Annotated in this window: 11 protein-coding genes; all 11 read left to right on the top strand. The window is 36.3% G+C overall.

Features of this window, described 5'->3' with window-relative positions; genetic code table 11:
- Nucleotides 1-275 precede the first annotated feature (275 nt).
- The 11 genes from QWY92_RS09040 (at nt 276) to QWY92_RS08990 (ending at nt 19874) form a co-directional block, all read left to right on the top strand.
- Nucleotides 276-4631, top strand: a complete 4356-nt coding sequence (locus QWY92_RS09040; RefSeq protein WP_290270484.1) for a CBM96 family carbohydrate-binding protein — start codon at nt 276-278, stop codon at nt 4629-4631.
- A gap of 220 nt (nt 4632-4851) precedes the next feature.
- On the top strand, nt 4852-7323 hold the full coding sequence (locus QWY92_RS09035) for a leucine-rich repeat domain-containing protein (RefSeq protein ID WP_290270482.1): 2472 nt from the start codon (nt 4852-4854) through the stop codon (nt 7321-7323).
- 237 nt (nt 7324-7560) lie between these two features.
- Nucleotides 7561-8388 (top strand): 3-keto-disaccharide hydrolase, encoded by an 828-nt coding sequence (locus QWY92_RS09030; protein WP_290270480.1) that lies wholly within the window; start codon nt 7561-7563, stop codon nt 8386-8388.
- Between the two features lie 6 nt (nt 8389-8394).
- Nucleotides 8395-9393, top strand: a complete 999-nt coding sequence (locus tag QWY92_RS09025) for a Kelch repeat-containing protein (RefSeq protein ID WP_290270478.1) — start codon at nt 8395-8397, stop codon at nt 9391-9393.
- Nucleotides 9394-9544: 151 nt separating this feature from the next.
- Nucleotides 9545-11143 (top strand): sialate O-acetylesterase, encoded by a 1599-nt coding sequence (locus tag QWY92_RS09020; RefSeq protein ID WP_290270476.1) that lies wholly within the window; start codon nt 9545-9547, stop codon nt 11141-11143.
- A gap of 9 nt (nt 11144-11152) precedes the next feature.
- Nucleotides 11153-12745, top strand: a complete 1593-nt coding sequence (locus QWY92_RS09015; protein WP_290270474.1) for a sialate O-acetylesterase — start codon at nt 11153-11155, stop codon at nt 12743-12745.
- A gap of 167 nt (nt 12746-12912) precedes the next feature.
- Entirely contained in the window at nt 12913-13113 is a 201-nt protein-coding gene (locus QWY92_RS09010) for a hypothetical protein (RefSeq protein WP_290270472.1), read from the top strand.
- A gap of 29 nt (nt 13114-13142) precedes the next feature.
- The gene (locus tag QWY92_RS09005) at nt 13143-14777 is read left to right on the top strand and encodes a GH39 family glycosyl hydrolase (RefSeq protein WP_290270470.1); all 1635 of its coding nucleotides are present in this window, start codon (nt 13143-13145) and stop codon (nt 14775-14777) included.
- A 13-nt stretch (nt 14778-14790) separates the two neighbouring features.
- A complete protein-coding gene (locus tag QWY92_RS09000; RefSeq protein WP_290270467.1) occupies nt 14791-15543 on the top strand; it encodes a DUF6250 domain-containing protein in 753 nt (250 codons plus the stop codon).
- 20 nt (nt 15544-15563) lie between these two features.
- On the top strand, nt 15564-17978 hold the full coding sequence (locus tag QWY92_RS08995) for a glycoside hydrolase family 3 N-terminal domain-containing protein (protein WP_290270465.1): 2415 nt from the start codon (nt 15564-15566) through the stop codon (nt 17976-17978).
- A gap of 234 nt (nt 17979-18212) precedes the next feature.
- On the top strand, nt 18213-19874 hold the full coding sequence (locus QWY92_RS08990) for a UxaA family hydrolase (RefSeq protein ID WP_290270463.1): 1662 nt from the start codon (nt 18213-18215) through the stop codon (nt 19872-19874).
- The last annotated feature ends 14 nt before the right edge of the window (nt 19875-19888 follow it).

Raw genomic sequence — 19888 nt, 5'->3', positions numbered from 1 at the left:
AACAGATTGCCTTTCAAAATTAAAATTTTCGAAAAATAAAATGTTAAAGCCTGCTTTTATATAAGTAGGCTTTTTTTGTTAATACCTGTTATTGTGCGAATTAATCCTCAGAAAAGAACTTTAGTTTATAGGTAAATATCTATAATTTATAAGAATTCTGCTTTCAAAATAATATCATTACATAACCATTTTAAGTATGCTACGCAGGTAGCCTATTTATTCTTAATACCCCAAATGTTACCAGAGTAAGGCCTTCTTTCTAAACTAATTAAAGAATGAAGAACTATTATTTTTTTAAACATTCGATATGTTTCGTTTGTTTCTTTTTTTTATCCCTATCTATTTGGGCAACCGATGAAACTGTAGCTCCAGGAGGCGATATTCAAGCCGCAATAGATAATGTCGCTGCTAGTGGAGGAGGTATTGTAACCCTTGCTTCAGGAACGCATAATATTACAGAACCACTTCGAATAAAAAGCAATATTACATTACAGGGCGAAGGACAATGGGCAAGTTTACTTAAAACGACGGTAAATATGAACATGATAATTGCCGATGCGGAAGGTTTGGTAAATCTTGTTATTCAGAATTTAGAAATAGAAGGTACTAACGCTTTAAATGGCGGCGGTATTCAAATTACATCGCAAGGTGTAGATCACGACAATATCAAAATTTTAAATGTGCATTGCACAAAAACGGGTTGGGGCGTTCATATTAAAGGCGCAACAAACTTATTAGTAAAAGACTGTTTATTTGATGAAAACGGAACGGCAGGACAAGAAGGCTTTGCACATAATATGTACTTACGTCGTGTATATGGCGCAGAAGTTCGAGATAGCCAGTTTTTGAATTCTACATCGGCAAATGGTATTAATATTTCTTACAGTGAGGATATTAAAATATACAATTGTGAAATGTCGGGCAACTATTTTAGAGGTGTTCGTGCGGCTAATACAGTTGGTTACTTAGTACACGATTGTATTGTGCAAAATAATGGTAATGTGGGTATTTTAGCTAATTCCGAAGGTGTGCCAACAACCAATATTGATATTAGAAGAAACTGTGTTTCAAATAATACATTAGAGGGTATAAGTGGTGTTAACGGTGTTACCGGAATTGTAACTGATAATAATGCCTACGGAAATGATACGGATGATGATAGTGCAGATTATAGCTTGCCAGGTGGTGTAAACGAATCTGGTAATATTTCTGATGCAAGTGTAAACTGCGTTTATCAAACCAATCAAACACGTATTTTGCTTGGTGCTACATCGGGTATTAATACTGTGGAATTAAATTGGACTTTAGATAACGTGACAACCGTAAGACAAGATGTTTTTAGAGATACAGATGCTGATGCTAGCGGACGTACTTTAATAGCGAGTAATGTGTCAGGAACGACGTATATCGACAATTCGGTTGTTGGAGGTACAGATTATTGGTACTGGGTTAAAGCGAGTGATATTTCAGAAAACACTATAAACTCTAATGCGGCGAGTGCTAATCCATCATCTGGAGAGCCAAGTGTGGAACTTTCTGCAACAGCAGGCGATGGTTTTGTAACTTTAGATTGGGATATTGAAAATATAGACATTCAAAATATAGGTGTTTTTAGAGATACCGATGATAATGCTAGTGGAAGAAAACTAATAAGAAATGGTGTAACAGGAACAAGCTATACAGATACTTCTGTAGAAAATGGAACGCAATATTGGTATTGGTTAAAAGTAACCGATGTCGATTCTAAAAACTTCCAAAATGATCCAGCCACTTATGCACTACCAAGTGCTCCTAAACCACCTCGTGCACAATTTGTTCACCCAGGGATTTCGCATAAAAAATCAGATTTAGACCGTATGAAATATATGGTTGAAGCGCAAATTGATCCGTGGTATGCATCGTACAAGGAAATGGAGTTAGATGCTAAATCGAGCTACGACTATGTAGTGCAAGGTGATGAATCTTTTACCGAGTTAGGAAGAGATTCTAAAGTGAATTACAATGCATGGAACAGCGATATTAGAGCGGCTTATTATAATGCCATCCGATATTATATCACAGGAGATAAAAAGCATGCTGATAAAGCTGTCGAAATTTTCAAAGCTTGGTCTAATTTAACATCGGTAACTAGTGGTGGAACAGAAGCTTTAAGTGGTGGTGTGGCATACATTATGGTAGAAGCTGCCGAAATTATTAAAAGTACATATCCAGGTTGGGAAGCTGCAGATTTGCAAGCGTTTAAAGATATGTTGGTATATCCAGGATATTCTACTACTACAGAACCTGCCGATATTAGAAATAATGCAACATTTTATTGGAAATCTTATCTAGGTGATCCTGTAAGACACGGAAATCAAGGACTTTCAGGATGGCGTACCGTGATGGCTATGGGTATCTTTTTGGATAACGAAACCATGTATAATCGTGCTTATCATTACATAAAAGGTACTTTAAACGAGCACACAGGCGATCTTCCTTATCCTGCCGGACCAAATACAAGTAGCGAAGCGCCTACCGCTGTTGGAGATCACTCGGATACTTATGGTATTACGCGTGGATATTCCGAAGCGAACTATGGTTATAATGAATTGATGACCAATTATATATACGAAAATGGTCAGTGCCAAGAATCGTCAAGAGATCAAGGGCATGTGCTTTTTGGTATTGGTTTGTTAGGGTCGATGTCCGAAATGGCATGGAATCAAGGTGACGATTTGTATAGTCATGAAGACGATCGATTTTTAAAAGGACTTGAATTTTCTTTAAAATATAACGTATCGGCCATAGCATCTTATCCAGATCAAACAACGCCATGGGAACCAGATAATTTTATTACTGGGTTTGACAGAACAGGCCGATGGTATTCTAAATCTATGAGTCCTGAAGGTATTGGCGGGTTTACAACCAATCGTCCACTTTGGGAAATGTCTACAGCACATTACATCGGTAGAGGTTTTAAAACTGAAGAAGAAGCCAAATGGACACAACGTGCACGAGATAAATCGATTGAATTAAGTGGTTACGAAAAAGCCGGATGGACTAACGATGCTATTGGTTGGGGAGCACTTACATTTCGTAGACCTGTGGAATGTTTTGGAGATCCAATAATGGGTTTCGATGCTAATGGTTTACCAAATTATGCGGTACACACTATTGCTGAAGTTGTTGAAGCTGAGAACTTTGATTACGATCCTTTACAAAATGGTGAAGGTCGAGTTTACAAGGATTTAAGCGTTGGGAATTCAGGTGGCGCATACCGAATGATGGACAACGTAGATGTTGAAACGATAACAACTGGTGGATATAATTTAACAGACATAGAAGCTGGCGAATGGTTAACCTACACGGTGTCAGTTCCAGAAACTGCCATTTATAGCATTAGTATTAAATATGCTGCTTCTCAAGCAGGAGGTAATGTTAAATTTAGTTTTGGAGGTGAAGAAAAAACAGGAGAAGAAGCGGTGCCGTTTGGTGCGCCTTATTCTGAAGGAGATTCCGATTGGAAAGATTATGTTATTGCAGAAGATATTCAATTAGAAAAAGGCGTTCAAAGTTTAAAAATTTATTTTTCAGGAGTTTCCAATACTTTCAAATTAGATAATTTCACTTTAGCTGAAACAGGAATTGTAAAAGAAGATCAAACCATTCAGTTTTTCACGATGTCTAATAAATTATTGGGTGGAGATGATTTCGATCCAGAAGCTTCAGCAACATCTGGTTTGGATGTGAGTTATTCAAGTTCAAACACTTCAGTAGCAACTATTGTCGATGGTATGGTGCATATTGTTGGGGTAGGGCAAACCACTATAACAGCAACACAGGAAGGCGATGCTGCTTATAATGAAGCACCAAGTGTTTCTCAAGAATTAACCGTTGTACCTGTAGTTGCAGGAACTTTGATTTTAGGAGCCGATGCCGATGCTTATGTGCATGAAGGCAAAGCGAATGATAATTTTGGAGAAGCGACATCGATGGTTACAAAACTAGATGCACGTTATGCGATTTTGAAATTCGATTTAAATTCGGTTCCTGGTGACGTCGTTTCTGCAAAGCTTAGGCTGTTCCAAAGAACAGGTTATAGAGATTTAAGAACGGTATATGATGTGGCTGATGATAGCTGGACGGAAACAGGAATAACTTGGAACAATAAACCAGACTATTCTAATGTGCGATCCGAAATTACTACAATTTCTAAAACTTGGTGTGAGTGGGATGTATCATCTTATGTGGCTCAAGAAGCGAATGACGATAATATCATCACTTTTGCTATCAAAGATCCTGCGAATAGTGGTGTTGGTATCGATTTTTATTCCAAAGAACAAGGCGATACGGTTCCTGAATTGATTATCGAATATGCAGCAACATCGTTAAGTACTTCTTCGGAAGGTCTAAATATCAGTATGTATCCAAACCCAGTTTCAAATGCACTTTATATTTCATTAGGCTCGGCGAACTTAAACTTAAATGAAACCAGTATCAACGTTTTTGCTTTAAGCGGTCAGAAAGTTATGGAAACTAAACCAGATTCAAATCAAGTTGAATTAAATATTTCTCAATTAAACAGCGGTGTTTATATGCTGATGATTTCCGATACATCGAAAAATATCACCAGAAAAATAGTGAAGTTGTAATTCGTACTAACCAACCAATTCATTCATTATTTAAAGTAAGAAGTTCTGTCAAATTTATTTGGTAGAACTTCTTTTATGTAAGAATTTCTTTAAACTAAAAAAACAGGGGTGTTTACAATTGGAAATGACCATAAGTTAAAGGGATGAAGTGATAATTTATAGATTTTAATCTTACTAAATAGTAATATTACTACTAACTAAATAATTAAAAACTAAGTGTATGAAAACAAAATTACAATTATTTAAAATGAATAAAATACTATTCGTTTTTTCATTCTGCCTCTTTACTGTTCATGGGGTTATGGGGCAAACTCAAATATCTAGTATTGCAGAGCTTGCTGTGGCAGCAGGTAATTCAGACCAAAACATTGTTATGGATCCTGGCGTTTATCAAATGGAAGATTATCTAACTCCTGAGGTTATTGAGAACACGATTCCGGACGCGAACAACAGACACGCTATGATTGAATTCAGTGGAAGTAATAACACCTTTGATTTAACCGGTGTTACTATTGAAATAAATTCAGAGCTCTTAAATGATTATGGTACGCGTATTATAGAGCTATATGTTACCGGGAATTTTGTAAACATTAAAGGCTTAACAATAACAGATATTGGTAACTCTGCGCCTTCAAGTCCAGGTATGCAATCTGTTACTATTGCAGGAGAAAATAATACGATGGAAGATGTTACATTAAATATAAACGGTTCTTACCCTTATGGATATGGTGATCTTCTGGGGAAAGGCGATGGTAATCTAGTTACATTACGTAAGCACAGTGGTTTGCTAGTTGAAGGATTAAATATTAATATAAAGCGTTGTTCTATTTATTCGGAGGCATTTGGACATTTATTTTTTATTCAAGGAGGAAGAAATGTGCTTTTTGAAGATTGCCACGCTGAATCTGTAACAAGAACAACCGATGATATGTTAGCTGAAACAGAAGGGCCTGCTTTTGATAGAGGTTTTGCCGCAGTTTATACTAATTATGAAGGTAATAAAGTTATCACACCTGGTTATACAAAATCTTTAAGTGAAGTTGGTTATCGTTCATACGGTGCAGGTGGAGTTGATGGCCATACAACAGGGGCTATTACGCTTATAAATTGCGTTGCCAAAAACACACGTTCTGGCTTTGCTTTTACGCGTTATGGTGGCGATGTATTAATGCAAAACTGTGAAGCTACAGGTTGCGAAGCGGGCTATCAAGTGGAAGAGGTAACTATTGAAAACAGTAGAGGAGATGCTGTTAATGGACCCTTGTTATATCTTAATGGAGGTGCGTCAACCGTAGAACTTTCATTAATGGAAACAGAGGCAACTACTACGTTGCATGCTATTGCTACTATCGGAGGAAATAATCATAACGTCACACTTAAAAAATGGAATGATGCTACACGCCTTCAAGAACACCCTATAAAATTAGGAGCAACAAGACCATCTGGAGCGAATCCGTTTTCACCACTAGGAAGCACATCAACTAGCGGAACTATTTTGAATACTTGTACCGAAATGCCTGTTGAAATTTTATCAACCGTAAGTTCTTGTATTATTAATACAAATGGAACATTTACCGATAATGGCACAGGAAATACCATTAATACAGTTTCCGATTGTGATAATATTGTTGTTGAAGAACCAGAACAAAATACTATTGGTGATACATTTATAGTGGGAGATATAGAATATAAAGTAACAAATTTAGCCCCTTACGAAGCCGAGGTTATATCTAGCTCATTAGTTAATGTGGTTGTACCAAGTACAGCAACAAGCCCAGAAACAGAAACGCCATTTACGGTTACTAGAATAGGAGATAATGCTTTCAACGGCAGTAGCACAGAAACTATTGAATTACCAAGTACAGTAACATCAATAGGCTATCAGGCGTTTAGAGGTGGAAGTTTAACAACGCTATCATTTACAACCACAAACGGAATAAAAGTAATAGATGATAGAGGTTTTTTCGTAAACAGTTCAATTCTAGAAATAAACCATATTATGAGTGGTGCCGAGTCCGTGGGAGATGGTGCCTTTAATGGTAACTCAAGTGTTACTTCGGTAACTACACCAAATACATTATCAACTATGGGAACGAGCGTTTTTAGAGGGATGACAAATTTAAAAACAGTCGATTTATCGGCCTCAACTTTATTAACCGAAATACCATCGCAAACCTTTAGAGATGCTGCCGGAATAACATCTGTAATTATCCCACGTAACGTCACTTCCATTGGAGCTAGCGCATTTTTAAATCTTAAAAACTTAAGTACGGTACAGGTTTTAAATCCAGTTCCAGCAGCAATTACGGCATCAGAATTTTCGGGAGTAAATCTTGCTGATGCGACTTTATTTGTACCTAGTGCAGAAGCTAAAGCAGCTTATGAAGCAGCCGATGTTTGGAAGAAATTCGGAACAATAATGGTGTCGGTAACATTAAGTACGAGCAACTTAGAAGAAGATTTAGATTTTAATATTTATCCAAACCCAACTAGCGGTTTGGTGTCAATAAAAAGCAGATTACTTAATAATGCAAATGTGAGTATTTACGATTTAAACGGAAGAGTTTTATTAACTAATAACTTTAGCGGAACATCATCAGAAATTAATATGTCTAACCTGTCTTCAGGTGTTTATTTAATGAAAGTTGAGGTTGAAAATAACCAATTTGTTAAGCGTATAATAAAGCAATGATAATTTCAGAAAAAAGCTTTAAGTCTTTTTATATCTTTTGAAAAAAAACAGCATTGAGATCATTCTTAATGCTGTTTTTTTTATTTCACTATTATAAAAGAACTATAATTTACACTAAATTAACGATGATTTATAAGAACTGAAAAAACAAATAAATAATTTAGCTCATGTAATAGTTGTATCATAATACAGCCGTTTTCATCATTTTATCAATCTATAAACGCATGAAAAATCCATATGAAGTTTTTAAAAATTAATCCATCTGCCGTTTTTATCCTAGCACTGATTTTATGCACAAGTATAGGAAGCGCTCAAAAAAACAAAGCCGATAATGCAGGTTTTGTAAAAATTTTTAATGGTGAAAATTGGGATGGTTGGTATCTTAAATTAAGAAATAACGATGCCGAAATGGCTAAAGAAATATTCGCTATTGAAAATGAAATGGTTCACGTTTTTAAAGGCGCACCCGATAGTTTAGATTTAGGTACAGGAGAAAACGGAACACATGGTTTGTTTTATACAAAAAAGAAATACAGCAAGTATATTTTAAGATTCGACTATAAATGGGGCGAAAAAATAGCTAACAATTTTGAAAGATGGCAATACGATGCTGGTGTGTATTATCATGTTACCGACGATAAAATTTGGCCAACGGGTATTGAGTATCAGGTACGCTACAATCAGGTTACCGATAAGAATCATACAGGCGATTTAATTCGCCCAAAAGGCGTACAGTACGATTGGTATTCGGTTCCGGAAGGCGATTCTTATTTACATCCTAAAGCAGGTGGTGTTTTAGATGAAACTAAAAGTTGGTTACATTTTGCTTCACCTACAGAAAATCATAATGCCTTAAATGGTCAATGGAATCACTGTGAAATTATTGTGATGGGGAGTGAATACACCATTCATAAATTAAATGGTGATGTGGTTAATATGGCCTTTAATTTAAACCCAAGCGAAGGTATTATTGGTTTTCAATCAGAAACAGCCGAAATATACTATCGGAATATCGAAATCAAGGAGTTCACCGAAATAATTCCTGTGGAAAAATTCTTAAAATAATTGAATATGTACAAGTTTTTTAAATCTATAGTTTTAATTAAAGCGGTGCTATTGTGTTGTATTTTCCAACCGTTGCATAGTCAGTCGTTCGAAAATTATGCATGGGAAATAATAGAAAGTAATGGAGAGCCGGTTAAAAGGCACGAAGCTGCTTTTGTAGAGGCTAAAGGGAAATTTTATCTTTTAGGCGGACGCCGAATTCAGCCGGTTTCTATTTTTAATCCCAAAACAAATACATGGACAAATGGAGCGGAGCCGCCTATTGAAATTCATCATTTTCAAGGCGTTTCATATCAAGGAAAAGTTTATGCTGTTGGTGCGCACACGGGAAAATATCCACATGAAACACCGTTAACGGAAGCTTATGTTTACAATCCTAAAAAAGATGCTTGGTCTAAAGGTTTTAGCATGCCGGAAGGTAGAGCTAGGGCTTCTACAACGGCGAGTGTTTATAAAGATAAGTTATATATAGCAGGAGGTATTTTAGATGGGCATTGGGATGGTCATGTAACGTGGTTCGACTGTTATAATTTTAAAACAGGTGAATGGGAAGTATTGCCCGATGCACCACGGGCGCGCGATCATGCCGTTTCAGTGGTATCTAACGATAAGTTGTATATGTTAGGCGGAAGAAGGTCGTCTGGGAAAATTAAAAAAGTGATGCATTTAACGGTACCAGAAGTCGATGTTTTCGATTTTAAAACAGGAACTTGGAGCACGCTAGAAATGCCAGTTCCAAACCAACGCGCAGGTTGTACAGCCATTGCTATTGGAAATAAAATTTTATTCACAGGCGGCGAAACAATGTCGCAAAAACAAGCTCACGATCAAGTGGATTGTTTTGATACTGAAACCGAAACTTGGAGTAGTTTACCAGCCTTAAAACAAGGGCGTCATGGCACCCAATTAATTTGGCATAAAAAGAAACTTTATATCGCTTCGGGCTGTGCCGAACGAGGTGGTAGTTCCGAGTTAACTTCTATTGAATGTTTTCATAAATTATAAGAAATAGCCGCTATTTTAAGGCCTAAACCCGCAATATGAATCATTGTTTATAGTGTAGGAGTATGGAGTTATAGTCTATTTCCATTTTTTTTGCCACATTGCAGTAGCTAGCGTAATAATTTCGCGTTGCTAATGTTGAACAAAAAAGATCATGAGAATCAGTTTTAAAATAGTTGTGTTTTTAATTATTTGCTTTCCAAAAACAGGATTTGCCGATGTGACATTAAATAACTTATTTTCCAATGGCATGGTGGTGCAGCGAGATGCTAAAATTCCTATTTGGGGTTGGGCTGATGTGAATGAAAATGTTATAGTTTCTACAAGTTGGGGCGCTAGTGCATCAGTTGTAACTGCAGCCGACGGAACTTGGCGCATCGATATTAAAACACCTCAAGCAGGTGGGCCGCATAATATCACTGTTTCCGGGAAAAATATAATTGAAATCACCGATGTCTTGTCGGGCGATATTTGGTTGTGTGCCGGCCAATCTAATATGGATTTTTCAATATCTAAATTGGTTAACAATTCTAAAGATCCAGAACATCAACCCTTAGTTGAATATATCCGAAATGAAGTGGCTACAGCAAACGATAATTGGATTCGTCATATTGCCGTGCCTTCTCAAAGCGCATTATTTAATAAGAAATTAAATTTTGAAGATCATTGGCGCAGCGTAAACCCAGAACAAATAAAAGAAATTTCGGCAACAGGTTACTTTTTTGCTAAGGCAATTCGGAAAGAAGTTAACGTACCTATTGGTTTGCTGGAATGTGCTTTGGGAGGTACACGTATTCAGCCATGGATTTCAGAAGAAACTTATATGGCCGATCCGAATATGAAAGCTTATTTTGAAGCAAGCCTTAAAAAATCAAAGGAAATTACCGAGAAAATATCTGCAGAAAATTATGTAGACACCACATACACGGCAAAGTTTGAAGCTTGGAAAACTGGCGGAAAGAAAACACCTAAGCCGTATCCATCCATACATCCTTCTTTAGATAAACAATTGCCAGCAACGCTTTATAACGGGATGCTTTCTGCGGTTTTGCCGTTCAAAATAAAAGGTGTTTTGTGGTATCAAGGCGAAAGTAATTCGCATTTTTTAGAAGAAGAATATCAAACGTATTTTACAGCATTAATAAAAAGTTGGCGAGCAGATTGGAAGCAAACCGATTTACCATTCTATTGGATGCAATTGGCAAATTATAAAGTGCCTGATGAACGCTCAAATTTAGGTTGGGCTTCTGTTAATAATCAATTAAGAGCGAGTTTAAAATTGCCGAATACTGGTATGGCTGTATTATACGATATTGGAGAAGCTAAAGATGTGCATCCACATAATAAAATGGATGCAGGAAGCCGACTGGCGTTATGGGCTTTGAAAAACGATTATCACGTAAAAGTATCCGCTGTTAGTGGACCACTATACAAATCACATAAAATAAAAGGAAACAAAATACAAGTAAAGTTTTCTGAAGCAGGTAACGGATTAATGGTAGGCCATAAACACTTATTAGATCCTGCCATTGAAGTTTCAAACCAACCCTTAAAAACATTTGAAATTAAAGAAAAGGATGGTGTTTGGAAACCTGCAAAAGCTAAAATAATTTCAAAAAATAAACTAGAAGTTTGGAGTGCGGAAGTTTTGAGTCCTATGGACGTTCGCTATGCTTGGTCATCAAACCCAGAAGGTGCTAATTTATATAATAAACAGGGGCTTCCAGCGTCTGTGTTTTTAACAAAAAACTAAAAAGAGAACATGAAAATCAGTATTAAACTCTTAGCTATTTTAATAATTTGCTTACCGATATCTGCATTTGCCGATGTCACACTAAACAGTTTGTTTTCCAATCACATGGTGATACAAAGAGATACAGAAGTGCCTGTTTGGGGGTGGGCAGACCCGAATGAAAACGTAACGGTTTCTACAAGTTGGGGAGAGCATGTTTCAGTGGTTACAGGAGCTGACGGTACTTGGCGTGTAGATATTAAAACACCTCAAGCAGGAGGACCTCATAAAATTACCGTTTCCGGAAAAAACACAATCGAAATTACCGATGTTTTGTCGGGAGATGTGTGGATTTGTACAGGGCAATCTAATATGGATTTTTCTATGTCGAAATTCGTTCGTGATTCAAGAGATCCACAACATCAGCCATTAGTAGAATATATCCGAAATGAAGTAGCAACGGTTAATGACGATTGGATTCGACATATTGAAGTGCCACAAGCCACATCTTTATTCGAAAAGAAATTGAATTTCGAAGATCATTGGAGAAGTGCTAATCCAGAACAAATTGGGAAAATTTCAGCAACGGGTTACTTTTTTGCAAAAGCAATTCGTAATCATGTAAAAGTGCCTATCGGATTGTTGGAATGTTCATGGGGTGGAACCAAAATTCAACCGTGGATTTCAGAAGAAACTTATATGGCCGACCCCAATATGAAAGCTTATTTTGAAGCTAGCCGTAAAGAATCTTTGGAAACCATTAAAATTATGGATGCCGAAGGTTATGTAGATACAGTTTATGAAGCACAATTAGCCAAATGGAATGCAAAAGGGAAAAAAGGTAAGAAACCAAAACCAACTGAAGACCCTAGAAATGATAGACAATTACCAGCATCGGATTATAATGCCATGCTTTCTGCTATAATTCCATACGCTATAAAAGGTGGTATTTGGTATCAAGGAGAAAGTAATGCAGTGTTTATGCCAAATGAATATGAAACGTATTTTACCGCCATGATTAATAGTTGGAGGGCAGAATGGGCACAAGGAGATTTTCCGTTTTACTGGGTGCAATTAGCAGCTTGTAATCGCGGTAGTGATGAAGCTGATAAAGGTTGGGCTACTGTAAACGATGAGTTGCGCCGCACTTTAAAATTACCAAACACGGGTATGGCAGTTTTGTATGACATTGGAGAACCTAAAGATATTCACCCACACAATAAAATGGATGCTGGAAAACGCTTGGCTTTATGGGCATTGAAAAACGATTATAATATAGACGTTCCGGCGGTAAGTGGTCCTTTATATAAATCTATGAAAGTGAAATCTAATAAAATTGAAATTGAATTTGAAGAAACAGGTTCCGGTTTAATGGTGGGGAAGAAAATACTTTTAGAAGCTACTGTTTCAGTTGAAGAGCCTCTAAAATGGTTCGAAATTAAAGGCGCAGATGGGGTTTGGAAAAAAGCGAGTGCAAAAATATCATCTAAAAATAAAGTTGAGGTTTGGCATAAAGCTATAGCCAATCCTGTACAGGTGCGTTATGCTTGGTCTGGAAATCCAGAAGGGGCTAATTTGTATAATAAGGAAGGACTTCCTGCGGCCGTATTTTTGACCGAGTAAATAATAAAAGCATTCAATAGGTTCTCATTTTATGAAATTATTTTTGAAAAATATTTGTTCTGCATTTTGTGTTTTACTGAGCAATAAAAGCTTATCGGGTAAGCCATGTGTTTTAAAAGTAGATGATTGGAGTAATGCTATTCAAATAAATAAAGGCAAGCCTATTCATGTTGTTAAAAACTGCTGAAAACGAATTTACAATCGATTTAAAAAAAGGAGAAACCATTTTAGTAGCTCCGCAACATATTAATAATGTTGGGATTGAAGCTATTAAACATGCGCAATCAGAATTAAACCAATACGGTGTGAAAAAGGGTGATAATTACACCGAAATAAGGGAATATAAAGTACCTAAATACGAATATTAAATTTACAAATAAACACGTTTATATTAAGAATGAAAGCAATTAAAATTATAGTTTTTGGATTAATTATCGGGAGTTCATTGTTCGGTAATGCGCAGAAATCGATATCGATTAACGCACAAGATACTGGCGAACAATTCGATCATTATTGGAGTGAAATGGTTGGTGCTGGTCGTGCTAACGAAGGTTTGCGTGCAGGCTGGTTAGAGCAGTTACAACAGGTGCAAGAAAATTGCGGATTCGAATATGTACGTTTTCATGGTTTGTTTCACGATGATATGTTTCCTGTAATTATCGAGCGTGGTAAAACGGTTTATAATTGGCAATATATTGATGATTTATTCGATCGGATGTTAGATTTAAACGTAAAACCATTTGTAGAATTAGCCTTTTTGCCAACAAGCATGGCTGCTAAAGATTCTAAAACGGTATTTTGGTGGAAAGCCAATATTACTCCTGCCAATGATTCTTTTGAAAAATGGCACGATTTAATAAAAGCTTTCACCCAACATTGTGTAGATCGTTATGGTATTGAAGAAGTACTTACTTGGTATTTTGAAGTATGGAATGAACCTAATTTATATCCATTGTTTTGGGATGGTACCAAATCGCAATATTTTGAATTGTACAAACAATCGGCTATAGCAGTGAAATCGGTAGACGAACGTTTAAAAGTAGGCGGCCCATCAACCAGTAATTTTGTGCCAGATACCCGTTTTGATGGCGAAATCACAGATGATAAAGCATCTGATGCTGTGTTCAATGCTGAAGATATCAATAGTTTACAGTGGCATGGTGTATGGATTGAAGATTTCTTAGAATATTGCCATAAAGAAAAATTACCAGTAGATTTTGTAACTACGCACCCATATCCAACCGATTATGCTTTTAATCCTGAAACCGGTAAAGGGAAAGGCTTAACACGTTTTGCAAAGTCGCTTAAATTGGATTTAGAATGGTTGAATGAAACCATCGCAAAAAGTCATTACCCAGATGTTGAAATTCATTTAACCGAATGGAATACGAGCCCAAGTAGTCGTGATGATATGCACGATCGTTTACCAGCGGCAGCTTATATCGTGAAATCTAATTTAGATTGTATTGGTTTAACTAATTCGTTAGCCTTTTGGACGTTTACAGATATTTTTGAAGAAAAAGGTGGCGCATCTAGCATTTTTCATGGTGGTTTCGGAATGATTAATTTTCAAGGTCTTGTAAAGCCATCATATCATGCTTATAGAATGCTTCATGAATTAGGAAATCAACAATTATATAAAGACGATTATTTGTTTGTAAGTAAAGAAACTTCAACAGGAAATGTTGTGGCTCTAGCATATAATTACCCCGTAGAGTATGAAAATGCAGTGCCTGCAGGAACCGATAAACGGGAGTCAGGGACAGCTAAAAAACTAGATTTTACCTTAACGGGATTAGAAGCTAATACCATGTTTGAAATTGAAATTTTAGATAAAGATCACGGTAATATTCATAATTTTTGGGAGTCTATGGGGAAACCAGAGCCACCAACACGTGAAGAAATTAAAGTAATGAAGACCTATGCAAATACTATGAAAACAGAATTTGTAAAAGCAGATAGCAACGGAAATCTAACTATAAACCGTAGCATTACCCCATGGAGTTTAGTTTTAATCAAACAAATCAACTAAAAAATACTTACTTATGAAGAGCATAAAAAAGAAGAGAGCCTACGTTTATTCCGGATTGATAATGCTGTCTCTATTTGTATTGGTGTCCTGTTTTAATGTTACTAAAAATGTTGAAATAAAAGGAAACACATTTAAGGCGAAGTTAATTTTTAAGGAAAATTTTGATAAAGGATTAGACAATTGGGTGGTAGAGCAAATGCCTGAAGGAACGGTCGAAGTCAAAAATAGTAAACTAGAAATCAATGATGTTTCGGGATGTACGGTTTGGCTAAACCAGAAGTTTGAAGGTCCAATTATTATCGAATATGATGTTTTTGTTATTCAAGACGGTGGTGCCAATGATCGCGTTTCCGATTTAAATTGTTTTTGGATGGCTAGTGATCCTGAAAATCCAACCGATTTATTCGCGAATTCAAGTCAGCGTGGCGGGAAGTTTTCAAACTACGATGGCTTAAAATTATACTACATGGGACTTGGTGGTAACCATAACAAAACGACACGATTTAGACGTTACGTGGGTAATGGCGAACGTCCTCTATTACCAGAACACGATTTAAGTGAAGCTGAATTCATGCTGAAACCAAATCAAACATATCATATAAAAATAGTGGCAAACCACGGTGTTGTTCAGTATTTTAGAGACGATGTTTTAATTTCTGATTTTGTAGATGAAAATCCATATACTTCAGGGTACTTCGGGTTTAGAACTGTGAAAAATCATATGACAGCCGATAATTTCAGAGTTTACCAATTAACTTCAGAATAAAAAACTAATAAAATTAATTAATGAAGTATTATAAAATAACGTTAGCGTTAGCGGTTTCATTTCTATTTACAGGAATGAAAACTGATAAAAAAAATATTTATCATAAAGGTTGGATCGATTTTAATAAAAACAATACTAAAGATGTTTTTGAAGATTCTAAAGCGCCTTTAGAAGCTCGTGTTAATAACCTGATTTCGTTGATGAATGTTAACGAGAAAACGTGTCAATTAGTGACTTTATATGGTTATTCTCGTGTTTTAGAAGACGAAATGCCAAACGAAAAATGGAAAAATAGAGTTTGGAAAGATGGTATTGCAAATATCGACGAACATTTAAATACCATTTGGAATCAGGAAAAAACACATACAAAATATGCGTTTCCATACAGTACACATGCCGAAGCGATAAATACGGTTCAAAAATGGTTTATTGAGGAAACTAGAATGGGGATTCCTGTCGATTTTACCAATGAAGGTGTACATGGTTTATGTCACGAAAAAGCAACGCCATTGCCAGCACCTATCGGGATTGGTAGTACATGGAATAAAGATTTGGTTTATAAAGCAGGAACTATTGTAGGGCGTGAGGCAAAAGCTTTAGGGTATACCAATGTTTACGCACCTATTTTAGATGTGGCTCGCGATCAGCGTTGGGGGCGTGTTTTGGAATGTTATGGTGAAGAGCCATTTCATATTTCAGAAATGGGAAAACAAATGGTTTTAGGTATTCAGTCGGAAGGTGTAGCATCTACCTTAAAACATTTTGCGGTTTATAGTGTGCCAAAAGGCGCCAGAGATGGCGATGCTAGAACCGATCCGCATGTGGCGCCTCGCGAAATGTTTCAACTGCATTTATATCCTTTTAAAAAAGTAATTAAAGAAGCTGCACCTATGGGTGTTATGAGTAGTTATAATGATTACGATGGCGTTCCAGTTACAGCAAGTCCTTATTTTTTAACCGAATTACTTCGTGAGCAATACGGCTTTAATGGCTATGTGGTCTCCGATAGTGAGGCGGTAGAATATGTTTCGGAAAAACATCATGTTGCTGAAGATTATAAAGAAGCGGTACGTCAGGTTATTGAGGCAGGTTTAAATGTAAGAACCACGTTTAGAACACCAGAATCTTTTGTGGAACCTTTACGCGAATTAATTAAAGAAGGTGCTATTTCTATGCAAACTATTGATGCTAGAGTTGCTGATGTTTTAAGAGTTAAATTCAGGTTAGGCCTTTTTGATAGTCCGTATGTTGAAAATCCTCAAGATGCCGATAAAACAGTACACACAGCTGAGGACGAAGCGTTTTCAAAACAAATAAATAGAGAGTCTTTAGTGCTTCTGAAGAATGAAAATAATCTATTACCGTTAGATGTTGATAAAATCGATAATATATTGGTAACAGGGCCATTGGCTGATGAGGTTAGTTTTACGTTCAGTAGATATGGTCCGGCATTTAACCCTTCGACTTCAGTGTTTCAGGGTGTGAAAAATTATGCAGGGAACAAAGCGAATGTCAATTTTGTAAAAGGATGTGATATTGTAGATCCCGATTGGCCAGGAAGTGAAATTATTCAAACACCATTATCGGCAGAAGAGCAAGCTGATATTGATGCCGCGGTAGAACAAGCAAAAAAATCTGATATTATTATTGCTGTAGTTGGTGAAGATGAAAAACGTGTAGGCGAAACAAAATCGAGAACCAGTTTAGGGCTTCCGGGACGTCAGTTCCAACTCGTACAAGCGCTTTATGCCACAGGTAAACCTGTTGTTTTGGTGTTAATTAATGGTCAACCATTAACTATAAACTGGGAGAATAAATTTTTACCTGCCATTTTAGAAGCTTGGTTTCCAAGTACAGCAGCTGGTGAAGTGATTGCTGAAACCTTGTTTGGAGACTATAATCCAGGAGGGAAACTATCGGTAACTTTTCCAAAATCGGTTGGGCAAATTCCTTTAAACTTTCCGTACAAACCGGGCTCTCAAGCAGGTCAGCCAGGAGCAGGACCAAACGGTTATGGCAACACCCGTGTGTTAGGGCCTTTGTATCCTTTTGGTTACGGATTGAGTTATACGTCTTTTGAATATAGCGATTTGGTTATTTCTAGAACATCATTAAAAGCTCAGGCTAATATTGATGTGTCATTCAAAATTAAGAATACAGGAAAACGAGAAGGTGATGAGGTTGTGCAAATGTATATAAAGGATAAAGTGAGCAGCGTTACCACTTACGAGTCCATTTTACGTGGTTTTAATCGGGTACATTTAAAGGCAAATGAAACCAAAACGGTTAACTTTACCATAACTCCCGAGGATTTGGAAATTCTAGATATTAATATGAATTGGACGGTAGAACCTGGTGATTTTGAAGTTTTAATAGGAGCGTCTTCCGTAGATATTAAGTTGCAAGAAACGTTTGCTATTGAGCCAATTAAGTAAGGGGTTATTATGTTTTTTCTAACTTAGATTCGAGTCTTTTTAGAATTTCAATTTAAGATGAAAAGAACTAAAATAGATCTTAAGATTGCATTTTAAGAATCTTAAAGACTTAAAGTGCAATAATAGTATTAGTAATAGTCAAATTTTTGGAAGACTTCAATAGGAAGTTATAGTACTATTGTAGGCTACATTTTTTTATAGTAGTAAAAACTACAAATTATTTTACCAGTATTTATGGAAACAAAACAAAACGTACTTAAAATACATGAAAAAGACAATGTAATTGTCGCACTAGCAGATTTAAAAAAAGGAGATAAAATCACTTTTGAAAATCAAGTGTACGAACTTCAAAATGATATTTCAGCGAAGCATAAATTTGTTACAGAAACTCTAGCAGAAGGCGATCCCGTTTATATGTACGGTGTGTTGGTTGGAAAAGCTAAAAAAGAGATTTTAAAAGGTGATATCATTAGTACCACTAACCTTATTCATGATACGGAAAAGTACGGTGTTAATTCTTCGGAAGAAAAAGAAGTTTGGCAAGCACCAGATGTTTCAAAATTTGTAAATAAAACGTTTAATGGTTATCACAGAGCCGATGGTAAAGTGGGGACTGAAAATAATTGGTTAATTATTCCTTTGGTATTCTGCCAAAACAGAAATGTTGAAGTTTTAAAACAAGCTTTAGTTGAAAAATTAGGGTATGGTAAAAAGCAACATTTAGGATTAGATGTTGATGCCTTAATTAATGATTATAAATCTGGCGTTTCCGCGGAAGCGATGCTAGAGAAAAATATATTGAAAGACGGTGAAGACACAAGCAAAAACTTGTTATTCCCGAATGTAGATGGTGTTAAGTTTTTAACTCACGATGGTGGGTGTGGCGGTGCAACATCAGATGCGATAACGCTTTGTAACCTTTTAGCAGGTTATATTAACAACCCGAATGTTGCTGGAGCAACGGTTTTAAGCTTAGGTTGTCAACATGCACAAGCAAGTATTTTGCAAGATGCTTTAGGTAAAATGGCCGATGCTAATAACAAGCCTGTTTATATTTTAGAACAACAACAAAGTGTATCTGAAAAAGAATTATTGGCCGAAGCTGTTAAGAAAACCTTTGTTGGTTTAATGGAAGCTAATAAAATTGAACGTAAACCAGCAAACCTATCTAAATTAGTGATTGGTTTAGAATGTGGTGGATCGGATGGATTCTCTGGAATTTCAGCAAACCCAACTTTAGGTTATGTTTCCGATTTAATCGTAGGATTAGGTGGAGCAACGGTTTTATCAGAATTTCCAGAACTTAATGGCGTAGAGCAGGAGTTAATTAACCGTTGTACAAGTACAGAAAAGGCTAAAAAATTCTCGCATATTATGTCTACTTACAACTCAAAAGCAGAAGCTTTAGGTGCGGCATTTTCAATGAATCCTTCACCTGGAAATATAAAAGATGGTTTAATTACCGATGCCATAAAATCTGCAGGAGCGGCCAAAAAAGGTGGTACATCGCCAGTACAAGATGTTTTAGATTATACGGAGCAGGTTGTAACTTCTGGTTTAAATTTATTATGCACACCAGGGAACGATGTAGAATCTACAACAGGTTTGGCAGGTTCTGGTTGTAATGTTATTCTGTTTACTACAGGTTTAGGTACGCCAACAGGAAACCCAATAACACCGGTTGTAAAAGTATCAACCAATTCATCTCTTTTTAATAAAATGAATGATATTATCGATTTTAATACGGGATCAATAATCGAAGGTTCTAAAACTATCGAACAAGCTGGTGAAGAACTTTTAGACTTTGTTATCGAGGTGGCTAGTGGTAAACAAACAAAAGCAAGACAATTAAGACAAGACGATTTTATTCCGTGGAAACGTGGTATGTCTCTTTAAAAATTATATTACAT

Source organism: Algibacter miyuki, from assembly GCF_030409805.1.
Taxonomy (GTDB): domain Bacteria; phylum Bacteroidota; class Bacteroidia; order Flavobacteriales; family Flavobacteriaceae; genus Algibacter; species Algibacter miyuki.
Note: the sequence above shows the minus strand (reverse complement) of the source record. Positions and strands in the feature narration are given on the sequence as shown.

Coding starts and splice junctions, on each gene's coding strand:
- QWY92_RS09030 (WP_290270480.1), top strand. CDS start 7,561: ATGAAGTTTTTAAAAATTAATCCATCTGCCGTTTTTATCCTAGCACTG.
- QWY92_RS09005 (WP_290270470.1), top strand. CDS start 13,143: ATGAAAGCAATTAAAATTATAGTTTTTGGATTAATTATCGGGAGTTCA.
- QWY92_RS09010 (WP_290270472.1), top strand. CDS start 12,913: ATGTTGTTAAAAACTGCTGAAAACGAATTTACAATCGATTTAAAAAAA.
- QWY92_RS08990 (WP_290270463.1), top strand. CDS start 18,213: ATGGAAACAAAACAAAACGTACTTAAAATACATGAAAAAGACAATGTA.
- QWY92_RS09015 (WP_290270474.1), top strand. CDS start 11,153: ATGAAAATCAGTATTAAACTCTTAGCTATTTTAATAATTTGCTTACCG.
- QWY92_RS09020 (WP_290270476.1), top strand. CDS start 9,545: ATGAGAATCAGTTTTAAAATAGTTGTGTTTTTAATTATTTGCTTTCCA.
- QWY92_RS09040 (WP_290270484.1), top strand. CDS start 276: ATGAAGAACTATTATTTTTTTAAACATTCGATATGTTTCGTTTGTTTC.
- QWY92_RS08995 (WP_290270465.1), top strand. CDS start 15,564: ATGAAGTATTATAAAATAACGTTAGCGTTAGCGGTTTCATTTCTATTT.
- QWY92_RS09000 (WP_290270467.1), top strand. CDS start 14,791: ATGAAGAGCATAAAAAAGAAGAGAGCCTACGTTTATTCCGGATTGATA.
- QWY92_RS09025 (WP_290270478.1), top strand. CDS start 8,395: ATGTACAAGTTTTTTAAATCTATAGTTTTAATTAAAGCGGTGCTATTG.
- QWY92_RS09035 (WP_290270482.1), top strand. CDS start 4,852: ATGAAAACAAAATTACAATTATTTAAAATGAATAAAATACTATTCGTT.